The organism is Mesorhizobium sp. CNPSo 4671 (assembly GCF_057784245.1).
Map to the genome: position 1 here is coordinate 63,512 of NZ_JBWLUW010000001.1, position 17,276 is coordinate 80,787.

The window sequence follows — 17,276 nt, forward strand, 5'->3', positions numbered from 1 at the left end:
CCGGCCGTGTCTTCTTGATTAGTCGAGAAAGTTGAGCGAGACGCCGTCGAGCCACAGCAGCTCGCGGTCTTCCTCGTAAGTCGCGCCGATGACCATCAGGCTTACCGTGATGCTGGTGGCGCCGACGGCGATCAGCCGCCGCGCGGCGCGCGTCACGTCGATGCGATGGTTGCGCGGCGTGTTCATCGAGCGCTCGCGCAAGTCGAACTTGCGGCTCTCCGCTGGCGGAATTTCACAATGGCCTGGCCCGCCATAGCATTCGCCATGGCCGAACACCGCGGCATAGCCGGCATAGCCAGGCACGTTGAGCGGCGTGCTTGCATCGGCGTCCGGCGTGTTGAGGAACACGCGGATGAAGCAGGAGCGCGGCAGTTGCGGCACACGGTGCAGCCGCACCTCGGCCGAACGGAAGCTTTTCGTCGCATCGGGCACCGCGATCGGCGCCGACACGAAGCGTCCGACCGGATTGGTCAGCCCAACCGGCATCAGGCATCCGCCACGCACATATTCATAGCCGAAGCGGTTCATATCGAGCGTGTCGCGCACCGCGTAGCTCCACGGCGTCAGCGCCGAATCGAGATCGGCAGGCAGCCCGTCGGGATGCTCCTGCTGCCAGCGCCACCATAGCCGGTCGATGTTGGCGTGCACCGGCCAGAAGATCGGATCGTAGGACGCGGTCAGGTTCGAGAACATGTCGCCGAACTGCGGCTCGGAATAGAGGTCGTCGCGCTGGTGGAATTTTCGGCCGGCAACGCGCACCGCGCTGTTGCGGTCGGCGGGCGCGTCGGTCTTGAAGGCCGGGTTCATGCCGCCGGTCCAGATATGCATGGTGTTGTGCGGGTTCTGGTCGAGGAAGCCGAAACTGTCGACATAAAGGCTGCCGCCACCGAAATCGCGGAAGGTGCGCAGCGACAGGATCTCGTCAATGTCCTCCTGCGCCGGGTAATGATAGTGGATGACGGTGTTGATCGTGCCTTTGCCGAACTGGCCGGAATAGCGCAGCGGATACCAAAGAGAATTGGCGTCGAGCAGCGCATCGATCAGCCGCTTGCGGTTCTCGCCCGTCACATAGTCCTTGCCGCAGGCGTCACTGACCGCGTCATAGATCTCGGTCGGGTTGGCCCAGAGCTGGCCGACGAGCGTGTCGATCTTTGCCGGGAAACCGTGATCGCGCAGGAAGCGTGCCGAGTCTTCCGTCAGAAAGCCTTTGAAAGCATCGGGGAGGATTGCGCCCTTGCCCGGATCTTGCGGCTTGTAGCGCTCGGCCGGGAAATCCCACCACGGCATGGTCACATCAGGGCAGAAATCCTGCAGCGCCTGCTCGAATTCATAGAGATACACGCGATGCCAGGGCAGGAAGCGCTCCCAGCCATGCTGGCAGTGGTTCTGGTGGATCAGCGCCAGATTGTTGTAGCTGCGTTTGTCGCCGACCCATTTGTTGAGCTTGTAGAGCTCGCGAAAGGCGTGACGCAGGCGCTCCTTCTGCGGGCCATCAAGCACGTCGACATCCATGCGCTGGCGCAACTCGCCCTTGGCATAGCGCCACGCCGCCGGATCGGATGCAGGGCCAAAGATGGGACCGGGGAGACCTTTCACCTCGACGCGGGCCTCGGTCGCCACGCTGACTTCGCCGGCGAGCGCGACCGTCTCGATCAGCTCTCCGGGGCAGCCTTCTTCGATCCAGGTCTCGATGCGGTCTATGTCGTCGTCGGCGACCGGCTTGCCGCCCCAGGGCAGGCGAGGGAACTGCTTGCCGTCGAAGGGCGGCAAGCCGCGCAGACCGCGAACCAGCGCCGAGCGTGCACCGCGACCCTTGGCGTCGCTGGTGCCGCAGCAGGTGTTCGAAAGCGGCGCAATCAGCGGCATGCCGTGCAATTGCAGCCCGAGGAAATCCGGCAGCGTCAGCCCCGTCAGGCTGCCTGGCCCCTCGTTGCCGCCGGCTGCGGTGAGGATCGCCTCGACGTCACTCCAGGTGAACGGCGCGCCGGGATTCGGCGCCTGCGCCTTACTTGTGGGCATCGTGGCCACCCATCTGCATTTGCCCATCCATCCCCTGCATCAGCATGGCGTCGCCCTGCGTGGGACCGACCACCTGGTCGGGCAGCACCACGGCAACGTTTTGCATCATGCCCTGGTCCTCATGGTCGAGGATGTGGCAGTGGAGCACGTACTCGCCGATATAGCGTTCGTAGCGGGTGCGCAGCGTGATCGTGTAGATGCCTGAAAAGCCCGTGGGCAGGGTTTGCGGTATCAGGCTCTTGATCCACAACGTGTCTTTCCACACGCCCTTGAGCCCGGGATATTGCGGATCGGGCGCGCCGGCGATGTCGTCTACCGCTCCAGGAGCGCTGACGTCCTTGCCGAGGGGATCGGTGATCGAGACGATCTGGAACGGATTGACGTGGATGTGGAACGGATGGCTGACGAAATGCGATTGCAGCGTCCAGACCTGCGCCTTGCCGAGCGGCAACTGGCGGTCGATGCGGGTTGGGTCATAGGGTTTGACGTCGGCGGTGTTGAGGCTGTTGCCGACCTCGAACTTCACGTCAGGCCCCGTCGTGTCGATGAAGAAGGTCAGTTCCTGCGTGCCGTTGCCCTTGACCTCCGCGTCCGTGATGTCGGGGTGCGGCGTGAAGCTGGTCAATTTCATGCCGGCCTTGAGATTGGCCACCACCGTCGCCTTGACGTCGGCGGGCATGTTGGCCTCGGCAAGTGCAACCAGCTTGCCGTTGATGTAGGTCTCGACATTGTCGACCGGCTTGCCCGGCGCGACATCGACCAGGCCGAGCAGCTGCGGCCCGACATCAAGGCCGTTGACCACGCCCGATTTCGGGGCTGAGGAATCGATCACGCAGTAGCGCCCGGCCTCCGGAAAGACCACCAGCGCGTCGAAGCGGTAGCCGGGTTGGAACGTCGCCAGCTTGGTCATTTGCGCCGCCGCCATCGTCAGGCCATCGGCGGCGACCAGCGCATAGGGCACCGGCTTGGTATCGCAGGTGTCCTTGATGAAGGAAGCCGTGGCGTCAGCCGAGAGCAGCGTCTTGACGCCAGGCTTGAGCTTGCCGTCAAGCACCTTGAAGAATTGCAGGCTGATCGTATCGCGCACGCCGGCGTGGATCATGCGCCAGCGCTCGATCTGGCCCTGTTTCGCCGTCAACGGTTTGTCGGGGTTGAACACCTCGCCGTTGAGCGAGGTGTAACGCCCGGATGCCGGCCATGTGCCAGGCCCGAACTGGTCGTAGCCCTCGATGCCGCCGACATCGCCGGGGTCGCAGAAATAGCGGCCCTTGATGTTCTGCTTGATCGGGCCGAGGTCGCCGGGCCTGGCCGCCGGCCCGCGGCAGGCATACTGGATCTGCTGCATCACCAGCACGCGCTCGGGCACCGCCGAGGTCGGGATCAGCGTGTCGATGTCGCCATGCGCTGTCGGCGTCGGCGGACGGTTGCCGCGAATGATCAGCGCGCCAGCCATGCCGCTCGACACCTGTAGCGCCGTCGAGCCGTGGCGGTGCGTGTGGTACCAGAACGTGCCCGAGGGATGATCCGACGGGATGTTGTACTCGTAGGTGAACTTCGTCTGCGGGTTGATCGACAACAGCACGTTGTCGCTGTTGCCGGTCGGGCTGACCCACAGCCCGTGGGTGTGCAGATTGGTGCCGTTGAAACAGTGCGGGATGTCGGGCATCTGCCCGCCGGGCATGCAGCCCGGATCGCCGGGCTGCGGCCCCGCCGGCAACTGGTTGTCGAGCCTGATGCGCACCGTGTCGCCCGGAATTGCCTCGATCGTCGGCGAGACATAAGGCGCCTTCGGATCGACGCCCTTGCCGCTATAGCCGCGCAAATGCACCTTGTCGTATCCGCCGGTCGACGGATTGTAGATCTGGTTGTCGATATACTGGATCTTGAGATCGAGCAGTCTGTCGCCGCGCACCGGCGCCGTATTGCCCGGCAGCGGCGCGGCAGGCGCCACTTCAGTCAGGATGGGCTTGGCAATCGGTGCGCGCTCGTCCTGCAGCACCGGCGGATTGAGGATCTCGGCCGCCGCGGGCAGCGCCGCGATCAACCCCAGGCCGCTGCCGAAAACACCGGCGAAAAACCGCGCACGCGTCATCGATCCTCCACGCAACATGGGGCTCCCTCACTCTGGCTATTGATTATCCTCTCCAAGCATATTGCGCTCGATGCTGAGGTATGTCCAGCTTCTGTTGCTGTAGATCGCAAAATTTTACTTGAGCGAAATCTTATGAACGGATTCCGCCAACTCGCTTATACGGCTCATGATCATTTCGTTTCGAATTTCGTTCTATTTGTAACAAGTTGAGAGATGGCGGTTGCCTGTCACGCCAAGCTGGCACGATCGCTGGTTGCCGCCTTTGGCAAGCCATGGGACCCATCAACTCTCATAGACAGTAATGAGCGGTGACCGGCTGCCGGCATCACATCGGGTTCAACGTCACCGTAGGCGCGGTCGTCATGACCTTGGGGCTACCGCTTGCGATGGCGCCGCTGCCGAAATAGGCGATGTACACAAGGGCAGTGCCCCATTTGAATTCGAATGAATAGCTGTTGCCACCAGCCGTCGCGTAGTATCCGGCCGGCGCCGCCTTGGCCGTTCCGGGGCCGGTGTCGCCATATTGCCAATTCAGCGCAATCGCATAGGCATTGTTGCCGCTGGCGTCCTGGGGGCCGCCAATGAAGGCGAACAGGCAGAGATCCGCTGAATTCGCGTGAAAGCCAAGCTGCATCCATTGCGGCACGGTGGTCGCACTCAGCGTGCTGTAGAGGGCAACCGCGATAGGCTCGCCGGTGATCGGCAAGATCGCCGGCTTCGCGCCATAGCCTGGACCGAAGGCAGCGATCCAGATCGGCGTGTTGGTGCTCACGCTGGTGTTTGTGAGGGTCAGATTGTTGCCCTGCCAGTTGTTGATCAGAACCATCGGCTGCAAGAGCAACGCCGGAGCGACCAGGAACTGCGGCTGGCTGCCGCCGCTGGTCAGCGCCAGCTTGCCGGAATTGTTCATTTGCGATGTGTTCTGGTAGGCCAGGATCATCGATCCATTCGATGTCGGCTGCATGGTTGCGCTGTCGCGCACGGCAAGCGTCAGCGGCGCGCCATTCCAATTGGTCTCCACAAGGGATTGGCCCAGAATGTTGAAACCCGAAGGTGGTGGCATGGCTTCCGTCTGAACTGCGTTACGGCAACTCTACAGCGATTGCAGCAAAGCCGTCACTGGCGATGCAGTCTGCGGCGAGAGATTGACGACATAAACCGTCGCCGCTCCCCAATTGAAGGGCAGTGCGTATCTGTTGCTGCTGGTTGTGGCGTAGAATCCGGCCGGTGGAGGCGGCAATGGGGGCGGGCCTGTGTCCCCGCCCGGCGCGTTCAACGCGATCACATAGGCATTGTTGCCGGACTGGTCCTGCGGGCCACCGACGACTGCGACGACCTCGAGATTGCTGGTGCTCGAGGAAAACTCCAGCTGCATCCAGTTCGGCGTCGTCGTTCCCTGCACCGCCTGGCGCATCGCCAGCTGCATCGGCGTGCCGGCCGTCAGCACACCCGGCTGGACGCCGGGGATGCCGGGGCCGTAAGCCTGCACCAGGATCGGGGTTGCGGTATTGATGCTGACATTGCTGATGTTCAAATTGTTGGCGTGCCAGTTTGATGTGAGCACGCTGATCATCCGCGCCAGCGCCGGAACCGGAAGGAATGTCGGATCGCTGCCGCCGGAGGTCAAGGCGAGCTTGCCGGCATTGTTCTGCTGCGACTGGTTGAAGTAGCCGACGATGAGCGAGCCGTTGGGCGTCTGCGGCATGCTCACGCTGGCGCGATACGTCAGCGTTTGGGGCTGGCCGTTCCAGGCCGCATTCACCGTGCCCCCCGGGACGAGGTCGCTCATATCGGTTGTCCTCCCTTTCGCTGGCTAACTCTTTGTTGGGGCATGATCTCTGGACAAGACGGTTCCCATTTGGTCCGGCAAAAGCCGGTAGCCACTTTTTGGGATCATGCTCTTGCGCGGGAACCGGCGGCTCGGCACCGCCGGCTCCCGTGTCTGGGTTAAAGAGACAAGAGTTCCGCCGTCAGCGACGACGCCGTCGAAGGCGACATGTTCGCCACATAGACAACCGAGGAGCCCCAGTTGAACTCGAACGAGTAGTTGTTGCCGCTCGTCGTCGCGTAATAGCCTTGCGGCGCCGGCGGGCCGCCCGGGCCGGTGTTGCCGGCCGGTGAGTTCAGCGCGATGGCGTAGGCGTTGTTGCCGGTCGCATCCTGTGGGCCGCCGACGACGGCAACGACGATCAACTGGCCGGTATTCGTACCAAGCGTCAGTTGCATCCAGTTGGGGGTCGACGTTCCCTGCGCGATGCCGCCCGGCTTCAACGTCAACGCCGTGTTGATGGCAAGCGCCACCGGCTTCTGGCCCGGCAGCCCGGGACCGAAGGCCTCGATCCAGATCGGCGTCGCGGCCGCGACGCTGACATTGGTGACGGAGAGGTTGTTGGCCTGCCAGTTGTTGATGAGAATGCTGGGCTGCAGGAGCAGCGCCGGAGCAGTCAGGAACGACGGCTGCGAACCGCCCGAGGTCAGCGCCAGCTTGCCGGCATTGTTGAGCGAAGCGGTGTTCTGGTAGGCGAAGACCATCGATCCATTGGTCGTCTGCGGCATTGCCGCGCTTTCGCGGTAGGCAAGCGTGGTCGGTGAGCCATCCCAGTTCGCATTGGATTGGTTGACGCCGAGAATTTCGTATTTTGGGGCCGTTGCCATGATTTTCCCTCGCGGTTTGCGGTTTCGAACTGTCGTACCTGAATGCGTGTTGCAGAGCGGCGGGCCTGCAGGTCGAAGCGTGCCGGCGCGCTCTGTCGGTTTGTCTCAACATTGATCGGCCAAACCGGTTTGGCCGGTCTGGCCCGAAGTCTGGTTTCGAAACATTTCCTCCTTTCCAATCATGCGCTGCGTGACGCCGTCGCAAGTGCCCGCCTTGAGCGGTCAGTTCGCATCGATGTCCGTCAGGTTCAGTTGCAGGTTGCTGAAGCGCAGCACCGGCGTGTTGACGCCGCTGAGCGCTGCGTACAGCGTGATATCGAAGACCAGCCTGGCGCCCGCCGGCTCGGCATTGGCGCCGAAGACGATGCTTTTGCAGGAGGCCCAATTGGCGATTGTCGCGGCAAACAGCGCCGCGAAATCTCCGAGCTGCGCCGTCTGCTGGCCGTCGATCTCGAAGGACCGCGCCAGCACGATCGGAACCAGCGGGCTGATCGAGGCGCCGTCGAAGGCGCCGCCGGCAACGGCGGGGAACGGGAACTGGTAGGAGCAGGCGACTTTGACCCGCCTTGTCGTTCCGCTGGTCACGCTGGCCGCCGCATGCGCCCCAAGCAGCGACTTTTCCTGCGCAGGGTCGGCCAGCAGATCGGCCATGACGGTGTAGATGCGCTGGCACAAGCTTGAAGGCGATGCCGGGCAGGCCGCACCCGATCCCTGGCCCGGCAACGTCACCACGTCGATCGGCGTCGCATTGTCGATGAACGGCGTCACCGGCTGGCTCGGCCGCACCTGCGGTGTCTTGTAGATGAACTCCGGCACCACTTGCCACTGCGTGTTGTCGGCGGCTTCAAGCGTGATCAGGTTGCGTTCGATCTGCACCGAGGCAAGCGCATTCTCGGCCGCCAGCACGTTGAGCGCATCGACCTCGATCGTGTGCGCCACACCGAAATTGCCGGGCGGGGCATTGTCGACCTCGAACTGCAGGCCATCCGTGGGTGGCGGCTGGATCGGATGCTGGTTCGGGTACGGCGTCAGGTTCGATGGGTCGAGAGCGGTGACGGTGAGCGCGACATTGGCGAAGCTCGCTTCACCTTGGCTCGCCGTCCATTGCAGATCGATCAGCCGTGTCGTGCCGTCCGGCTGCAACATGTCGGTGACGACATAATTGTCGGTGACGTTGACCAGGCCCTGAACGAAGTCGAGGTTGAAGACCAGATTCCAGTCCTTGTTCGCCGTCACCTCGCCAATGGCGGTGGCAAAGGCGGCGACCGCGTCGGCCCAGGCCGGGTCGGCCGGGTCGCGCAGCACGGGGCCGATCGCGGCGTAGACAGCCGAGGTGCGCGCCAGCGCGGTGAACAGATCGAAGGGACCGCTGGGGCCGGCAGCGCCAAAGAGGTTGGGTGGCGGGTTCGACGCAGCACTGAGATCGGTGTTGTAGGTGACGGCGGTGTTGATCTGGTCCTGCGCCACGAGGAAGGCCTGGTAGGTATAGAGGTAGCTCCAGTCGGCACCGTCGGCGATCGGATTGCCCGAGCCCGATGTCGGCGTGAAGCCCGACCAGGTCTGGCTGATCAATGTCGGCGGTGTCGGATACTGGCGATACACGACCGGGATCTTGGTCAGCGCGCCGGCCGGTCCGACATGCGGCACGCCCTGCGGATAGGGATCGACAAGCTGCAGCCAGATCGAGGGACGCGCCTCGCCGGGCGAGCCTGCCGGCGCCAGGAAGAACTGCAGATTGGTGACGGCAAAGCGCAGGTCGAAAGGCACCACCGCGGCAGCACCGGCATCCGGGTCGCCATAGAGGAAGGTAAGCGGGCTTGCGCCTGAACTCACGATGCCGACATGGGCGGTCGACAGGCCGGCATTCTGCTGCGTGGCCGCGAAGGTGCCGGCGCCCGAGCCGCTGGCGGTGGTGGTGATGGTGAAGGTGGTGTCGCCGGTGACGGTGGCGGCGTAGACGCCATCGTCCGGCGCTTGGCCCGAGCTCGCCTGGAAGATCATCAAAACGCGGCTGCCATCGGTCAGCCCGTGCGGATTGGTTGTTGTCGCCGACAGGCTGACGCCGCTCCAGCCGTAACTTCCGGCGAGCACCGCCTCGATCTGGCCGAACAGTTCGATGTTGCCGTCGGCCGCGGAAGACACCGTCTGGCTCCAGGTCACGTCATATTGAACGATCGTGTCGACGGAATAGGCCGTCATCAGCGCGGCGCGCATCTGTTGCTCGAACACGTCCCGAGCGACGCCCAGTGCGGCCGTCGTGCCGGTGAACGGCGATTGCGGACCGAACAGCCAATCGACCTCATACTGCGCATATTTCTGCGCCAGCGTTTCGCGGCCGAGCGCGATCTTGCCGTAGGAGTCCGGAGCGAGTTCGAAGGCCTTGGCCGCCGAGGCAGGCGACAGCACTTCGTCGACCGCCTGGAAGAAGCTGCGGTTGAGCTGGTCGAGGTCCGTGTCGATGAACAGTTGCTGCGCCGGCAGCGCCGGCAATTTGGACGAGAGCGTCGGCATGGGAACGCTGGCACTGTTCAGCACATTGTCGAGCGGCTTGGGCGAGAGGAAGCGCGGTCCGCCTCCGGCGGCACCGATCGAGATGTCGAGCAGCGAGGCGGCCGCTGCCCAGAGAGATTGCGAGCCGGCACGGGCGCTGCCCGAACCGTCATGGGCAAGCTTCAACGCCTTCAGCCGCTTGCGCGCCAGGCCCGTGCTGGACAGGGCTTTGCTGGACAGTTTCTGCGGCGATGATGCGTCGGCACCGTTCATGCCGATGGCGAGTTTCTGGGCCGGGAAGGCGCCGGTGAAGTCGGCTGCGAACTGCGACATGGCGCTGGCGCCCCCGGTCGCGGGCGCAAACCCCGTCGCAACGTTCTGCGCCGACGGCACCATCACCGTGCCGAACTGGTCCTTCAGATAGGGCGAGATCAGATCGACATTGCGGGCGATGCCGAACAGCACGACGATCTCGAACAGCGGCGGCAAGGCGCCGGGTCCGCTCACCGGCATCGAGATGGTCACCACGCCGGGGAAATTGGTGCTCAGCCCCGCCAGCCAGTTGACAAGGTCGGCGACCATACCGGTCACCTTGCTGGTGTCGGCCGCCGAGATCGGGAAACTGACAAAGCTCGTGCCATCCGCCTGCAAGGCAAGGCTAGTCTCGATATAGAAGGAGACGCCGGGGCCGGTGATCTGGTCCTCAATGGTGCGGTAATTGGCGAGCGCGGCCGCCTTCTGGTCGGCGGACATGCCGCTGAAGGCCGCCTGGCTCGGCGTCAGCACGATCTCGACCGTATTCGCTTGCGAGGCGTTAAAGCCATAGGTCGGCAAAACGCCCGGCCATTGGTCGACGGGCACGATCGGATCGAAATAGAAATTGGTATCGCTGTAGCTTGCCGGCGTCGGCAGCTGGTTGCCGAAGGCGTCGTTGACGAAGAATAACAGCGTGAACTTGTCGTCGATCGAAGCGTAGCGATTGGGTGTCGTCGAACCGGCATTGTCGGTGGCGACGTTGTAGAGCGGCGCGAACACCCGGTAAGTGCTGGTGGTCGCGGACTGGTCGGGCTTTTGCGGCTGGATCGGCGCCGACAGATTGCTCAAGCTGAAGCCCGTCGTCGCCTGGATCTGATAGGTGACGAGGCTGTAGAGCGCGTTGAGCGACGCCTTCGCGTCGCCCGCCGCGGCGAGGGCCTTGTGCAATTCGGCGTCGTCGGAGACACCTGAGGCGCGCAGCGCCGCGATGACATCGCCGCGCGAATGCGTCGTCGCCTTGGCGAGCAGCCCGGCCTCGGCGAGGGCTGTAGGCGCCTTCAACTGCATGACGCTTTCGGCGCGCGTCAGTTCGACGCCGAACGTGCCGGCGGCAACCTTGACGTAGCGGGTCTCCAGCGCCGGATCGGCCGTCTCGGCATAATAGACGAGGCTGGTCTGTGTGCCGGCGAGCACGACAGCATTGTAGTAGGGTTGTATGGCAAGTGGCGAACCGGGCTGGTTGGTTCCGCTGCCGGGCTTGTAGGTCACCAGCATCGTCACCTGCGCGACACCTTTGGCGAACAGCGCCGTCGGCAGTGAATTGCCTGTTTTGTCGACAAAGCGCAGATAGTAGCCCGATGCATTGGTGACCGTCGCCTGCTGGATGATCTGCAGGAAGCCGTAACCGCCGTGGTCGCCGATGTTGGTGCTGGCGCCGAAGGAGACAGTTGCGGGCACGCCGAGCGCGAAGCCCATCAGCCCTTGCGGCGGCTGCGACACCGTCGTGGTGTTGGTGCGCAGCGCAAAGACGGCGTTCGGATCGACCACGGCCGAGACAAGGCCCGGCGCCCCCGCCGCCGTCTGGAACAGAATCTGGATCGCGTCGACCGGCTGGTCACCGCCTTTGAGATCGTCAAGGATCCTGCCGAGCAGCGCTTCGTCCGCCTGGCTGGCGCCGGACAGCGCATAGACGTCGGGCAGCACGCTGCCTTGCGTGGCGCCCGGTATCTGCTTGACCGTCAGCGTGATGCTGGTGGCGAAGGTGATGTCGCCGGCAGGCAGCGGCGTGCCGTCCGGCAGATAGGCGCCTTGCGCCTGGCGCGATTTCACCAGAACGGGAATGGCTGATGTGCCTTCATTTGCCTGCAACTTCACCAGGCTGGGCGCGAACGGCCGCAGGCTGAGCGCGCCGGCGCTTGGCGGCGTCCAGGCGATGGCATTCTCCAACGCGAAGGATTGCGGCCCGGTCGAGCTGAGCGCGATCGGCATCGGACTGCCCGGCGCGGCGACCGAAGCCTCCTTCAAGCCGAGATACTTGCCCAGGACGTCCTGGGTCAGCGAGTACGAGGCGTTGACGGTCAGCCAGCCTTGCGTCGCGTCGGGATTGCTCAGCGCGATTGAGTATTTGCCACTGCTGGTAAAGCCGCCGGCCGGGAATTCCTGCCACAGAAGCGCAAACAGCGGATTGGTGGTCGTCAGCGCGGTTCCGCCGGGCACGGTAAGGCCGGCGGTATAGGGCAGGCGCACGCCGCCGCGGAACGCGCTCGACATCTGGCCGGCGAGACCCTGGAAGCGTGTCTGCGCGCCGGGTGTCGGTGCGGCCACCGCCGCCGTGAACAGCTTGTCGAGCGGCGACGAGGTCAGCCCGGCATTCTGCATGGTGACCAGCAACTCGTGCACCGCGCCACGGATCAAACCTTTGAAGTAGTCTAGGAAGATCTCCTGCGACAGCGGCGTCGTGCCGCCGGTCGGGTTGGCGGAACCTGGGTTCGAGGTCTGGTTGACGAACAGCTGGTTGAAATAGGTGTCGACCGTTTGCAGGTAGGTGTCCGAGACCGGGTTCTTCGACTGGAACTGATAGGCGAACTCCTGTGCATTGCCGTTGCCGTCCGTGCGCCCCGTGGTGGCGAGGTTGAGGAAGGGCGGCATTGGAAACACACTCGCCTTGGCGGCGGCGGTCGGCACCGAAAGCGTGGCGCTGAAATTGGCGAGCTGGCTGAGCACCGTCGGGTAGTCGAGCCAGCCGGTCAACGCATCCGGATCGCTGTCGATGTCCTTCAATCCGAGCGCACCGCTCACCGGATCGAATTCGAGCTGGACGACGGAATTGTAGGCCGGTAGGTTCAGCGCGTGCATGAGCGCGAACGTGGCAAGCTGCGTCGTCACCGCCTCGAAAGGCTGGAAGTCGGCATAGGTCGGATTTTGCGGCGGGTTGTCGTCATACGGCACGCCGAGCGAGGTCACGACCCATGGGGCGCCATTGCTCACCGCGTCCGGAAACACAACCGTCAGCTCCGGCAGGAACAGGATCGGCAGGTCCTTCGGCAGGTTCGGCAACAGGCCGATGGCGGGTGCCGCATTGGCAAGCAATCTCTGCCTGAGCCGCGCGAAGCCTTCGATCTGAGCCTGCTGCGAGGAACCGGCCAGTTGCCATTCGAAACGGAACGAGGCGTTGAAACTGAAGCTGATGGAAATGGAGAACAGGAAGAGGTTGATCTCCACCGTCACGCTGACGCTGACCGAGGCCTCGATGTAGAGCAGGATCGAGCCGCCGCCGCCGCCCGGCACGCTTGGCGGTTCCAGCGCCAGGATGATGCCGATCGAGGCTTCGAGCCGCACATTGACGCTGGCCTTTATGATGACGAAGTCGAGCGAACCGTAGAGCTCGCCGATGATGCCGAACTGGCCTTGCAGCGACAGCGCATCGGGTTTCTTGGCTAGGTCGCCGCCGCCGCTGGTGAGATAGCCGGCGGCACCCTGGATGATGCCGAAAAAGGTGACGCTGACACCTGCCTTCAGCGGCCCGGCGGTAAAATCCTTGCCGACGCCCAGCCGTGCGGCAAAGCCGAACGCGAGGATACTCTGATAGGTGCCTTTGAACACGTCGGGGTCGGTGGCCGAACTGAGGCTCGCTATGTAGAAGCCGCCGGAACCGGTCACGGGGATAGGCCCGGCCTGCGCCTGCACCTGGAAGCAGACGCTCCAATTGTCGCCGTCGGGGAAGCCGAGATCGACCTTCCAGTCGCCATTGGTGTAGACGTCGACGCTGAGCGTCGGCAGCGTCAGTGAAGCAGCACCCACCTGGAAGGTGCGCAAACTGTCCGGCAGGCTGAAGACAGCGGCGAACTTGCCGATCGTGTCGGAGATCTTGGTGTAAACGATCTCGAATTCCGCGCCCTTGCCGGCGCCGCCGGTGAGCCTCAAAAGCAGCGCGTAGAACGGCGTCACGTCATAGAAGACGAAGCCGACCTCAAGCACCTTCAACAGTGTGAAGTCGGTGACGATGATCCACTTGCCGTTGGGATGGTAGATGTCGGAGAATTTCTTGTCCTGCAGCCTATCCCAGAACTCGCCTTGCATGAATTTCAGGAACTCGTCGAAATTGGGCGGCGGCTTGGCCGGATCGGGACCGACGCGCTGGCCGACGCCGAGATAGACGAGATCGAAGACGTCGCTGACCGCGCCGAGCCTGGTCGGCACGGAGGCCACCAGCTTTTCCTGCGTATCGCCGCCGCCCCCGCCGCCGTCCTCGCCCTTGTTGTAGGCGCCGATCCAGCCGATCTGGTCGGCGCCTTCGGTCGGCGCGAACAGGCCGATGCTGATGGTGCCGTCCGGCGGCAGCCGCTGCCCCAGGATCTCGATGAAGCAATTGTGCATGCCGAGCACCAGCATCTGGGGCTCTGCGTCTTTGGCATATTCGAGATTGAACTGCTCGATCGAGATGGTCAGCACACCCTCGATCTTGATTTCGAGCTTGCCGTCGACCTGGGGCAGCTGGATGCCGAAGGCCAGCCCACCGCCATCCTCCGGGCTCAGCCAGCCGATCAGCACGCTGAACTTGAAGGCCGAGAGCGAGCCGACCAGGCCGCCCATCGAGCCGAGATCGAGGTCGAAGATCAGCGCGTAGTTGAACTTGTCCTGCAGCGTGATGCCGTTTTCCGCCAACCCCGGCAGTGTTCCAAGCGAATAGTAGTTCAGGCTCTCGATCGTCTCGTCGGCCTCGCCCGAATAGAGGAACGATTTGAGCTTGAACGGGATCAGATCGAGCAGGCTGGCAGCACCGCTGCGCTTTTCCGTCGCGCCGAGATCGAGCCGCAGGTCACCCGGCGAAAAACTGAGCGACGGCGTGCTCGTCGATGGCTGTCCGCTGGCCGGGATCGTCAGGTCGAAGCCGACTTCGATGCCGAGATTGGAGAAGGCGAGCTTCTCGAACGCGAACAGGTCGAGCACCTGGAACTCGTTGAACTCGATGTCGCCCCAGATGGCGAAATGCGCGCTGATGTGGGTGGTGTTGGCCTTTGGCGGCGTTGCCGCGGTTTCGTCGTCGAACGAGAACTGCAGTTTCGTCAGCGTGATCTGCTTGAGATATTTGTTGTTGGCCTTGCCGCTGTCGTCGGTGAAATTGAAGACGAATTCGCCATGGGCGACGAAGGAATAGACGCCTTGTCCCGAACTCGTGTCGTCGCCGCTGGTGCCATGCGCCTGATAGGAGCCCATGATGGCGATGACGTTGCCGCCCGCGGCGGCGGCGGCATTGCTGGCCGTGCTCTGCTCGGCATCGAGATTGACGCCGGTCTTGAACAAATCGTTGATGGTGAGATTGATCTCGCAGGCAAAGCTGCGCAGCTCGGAATTGGTGAACAAAGCGCGCAGATATTCGACCTCGAAACCGTAGTCGATGTCGAAATCGGCAGCGGCTGCCGTTTTGCTCGCCGCCTTTTCATAGTCGACCAGCGCGAAGGTCGCGCTTTGCGCCAGCACGGGCGCGGTCTGCTTCGGGTCGGCATCGGTGTTGTTGATGGCGATGCCGACATGATGGACGCGAAAGCCGGCAATGCCGGGATCTGTCATGCCGCCAAGCACGGCACGAACCGCGGTCGGCAGTTCGTCGAGCTGCATGTTGCAGTTGACGGCAAGGACGCCGTTGAAGGTGGGGTCGGTCACCGTCTGGTAGAAATTCCAGTAAAGCGACGTCGTGTCGGGCTGCGAGCCGCCATTCGGGAACACCGAGGCCTTCGCCTCGGCGATCATCGTCTGCAGGTAGGTCTGGGTAGCAGCGGCGGTGAATGTCTTGTTGAACGTGTCGGGCTGCGACCACAGCCTGGTATCGGCGACGAGTTGTTCGATCGTCTCGCCAGGATAGAACTTCATCATGAAGATCGGTGGCGTGCCGTCGGGAGCAGAGCGCCCGCCCGACGACAGATCGAACGTCCAGTCGCCGATCTCGAGCTTGTCATTGGTGAAATCGAACAGCGCCTGTCCGGTGCCGAGCGGGTCGGCATTGGCCGGGTTTTCGCTGACCACGGTGAAGATCTGGTTCTGCTGCACGGCCTTTGAGATCGACGGCCCCATGGCCTCGAACTCGAGGATGCCGGCGGCACTCGTTGCCATCTGCAGCCCGGTCCATGCGAGCGGCGTGCCGGCAAGCTCGGCCAGCATGCCTTGCGGCGTCATGGCCAGCACGCTCGGGTCGCCAGCGGCGGCCTTTGCCGCGCTGCGCTGCTTCGGCGCTGGAATGAAACCGGCTGCGCGCCTGGGGTTCAGCGCGCGCGACTCCATGTCGAGATAAGCGGCGGCTTTCAAATTGGGATTGGTCGAGAAATCGAGCCCGGCATAGGGAACCAGCGGTACGGCCGGCGCGTTGCCGGCATCCGTCCATGACGGCACGTGGAAATAATTGAGGAGATAGACGGTGAGGCCGGAGGCAGGCGCCGCGCCGGCAACCATCGCAGCCGAGCTGTCCGGCTGCTTGTAGAGTGGTGCGCGCTCCGGCTGCGACACGTAGGTGCCTTGCGAGGAGACAAGCTGCGCCCACGAGGTCGTCGCGGTGGTATCGAGGAAAGCGGGGTTGGTCGGCGAATCCTGCGCAGGCTGGATGCGGTAGGCCGGCTGGGCCGGCACGAATTCAAGTTTGTCCGGCGTCGTGCCGACGTTGACGGTCACGAATTCGGTGCCGGTGACGCCGCACAGCATCTGCACGGTTTCGTCCGCCGCGGCAGCGGCTTGATTGGCACCGGTGTCGAGCGCCAGGCTGAACTGCCCCGCCGGCGTCAGATAGTAATAGCGCTGTTCGCTCGGCGACTGCTGCGGCCGGCCGGCAAAGACGAGGCGGCTCGCCGTGGCGATATCGCCGGTGTTGACCGTGGCGAGGGCGAAAGGCTTGCCGTTGGCGGTGACGAAAGTCGAGCCGAGCAGCGGATCGGTGAACTGGAAGAAGCTGCGCGTCGCATCGAGCGGCCCAAGCACGTCAAGCGTCACGTCGAAGCCAAATGGCGTCGTCGAGCCGCCGGCGCCGCGAAAAATCGGATAGGCCAGGGCGTTGACCAACCCGCCATCGACCGGCGGGCTGAAATACATCATGCCGGCTTCGAACTGGACGAGATCGGCGGTGGCCAGTTCAAACGCCGTCCTGGCGGTGCCGGCGAACGGCCCGGAAAGGGGCAGACTTGCGAATGGCGCTTGCGACTGGAACGTGACGGTGGCGCCGGCGGGCGGCGTCGCCGTCAAGAGCAGTGTGGCCGGCGGCTGGCTGTTGGCGATCTGCAGGCTGTTGGAGGCGTCGTCGAACAGCACCGTCGTCGACAGTTCGAACAGATCCGGCTGGACTTGGAACGTCACGCTTTGCCGGAATGTCAGCGAGAAGGATTCCGCAACGGTTGGTGACGACGTGCCTTGTCCGGTGACCGAGACCAGAACCGGCGCGATGCTCAGCGGCTCGGGAAACCAGCCGATCTGCGTGCCGGCATTGGCAACGAAGGTCTTGCGGACGCTGCCCTCGAAAGCGGCCCAGTCGCGTGTTGCCGACGGCACGAAGAAGGCGATGTAGCCGAGCTGACCAGGATCGATCCAGTTCTGGGCGGTAAGATCGAAAGTCGGGTCAGTGCGCGACTGGTCCTGAAACAGGAAGGCAACGCGGGCGTTGGCAGGGGTATCAGCCAGATAAAGGCCACTCGTATCGCGTTTGAAAGCGATCATCCCCCACCTCCGTTGTGGCCATGGCGCAGCCATCCAAGTCCTGCAACCGTCGGCTGAAGACTTGGGATCG

Annotated in this window: 6 protein-coding genes; all 6 read right to left on the reverse strand. The window is 63.7% G+C overall.

Annotation, left to right across the window (positions count from 1 at the left end):
* Nucleotides 1–18: 18 nt before the first annotated feature.
* Nucleotides 19–2,019, reverse strand: a complete 2,001-nt coding sequence (locus AC04SF_RS00305; RefSeq protein ID WP_488476014.1) for a tyrosinase family protein — start codon at nt 2,017–2,019, stop codon at nt 19–21.
* Entirely contained in the window at nt 2,006–4,111 is a 2,106-nt protein-coding gene (locus AC04SF_RS00310) for a multicopper oxidase family protein (RefSeq protein WP_488476015.1), read from the reverse strand. The genes AC04SF_RS00305 and AC04SF_RS00310 overlap by 14 nt, the downstream gene beginning before the upstream one ends.
* Before the next feature lie 325 nt (nt 4,112–4,436).
* A complete protein-coding gene (locus AC04SF_RS00315) occupies nt 4,437–5,174 on the reverse strand; it encodes a hypothetical protein (protein ID WP_488476016.1) in 738 nt (245 codons plus the stop codon).
* 30 nt (nt 5,175–5,204) lie between these two features.
* Nucleotides 5,205–5,900, reverse strand: coding sequence for a hypothetical protein (locus tag AC04SF_RS00320; RefSeq protein ID WP_488476017.1), 696 nt, complete (start codon nt 5,898–5,900; stop codon nt 5,205–5,207).
* A 158-nt stretch (nt 5,901–6,058) separates the two neighbouring features.
* The gene (locus AC04SF_RS00325) at nt 6,059–6,766 is read right to left on the reverse strand and encodes a hypothetical protein (protein ID WP_488476018.1); all 708 of its coding nucleotides are present in this window, start codon (nt 6,764–6,766) and stop codon (nt 6,059–6,061) included.
* 222 nt (nt 6,767–6,988) lie between these two features.
* Nucleotides 6,989–17,206, reverse strand: coding sequence for a hypothetical protein (locus AC04SF_RS00330; protein ID WP_488476019.1), 10,218 nt, complete (start codon nt 17,204–17,206; stop codon nt 6,989–6,991).
* Nucleotides 17,207–17,276 lie beyond the last annotated feature (70 nt).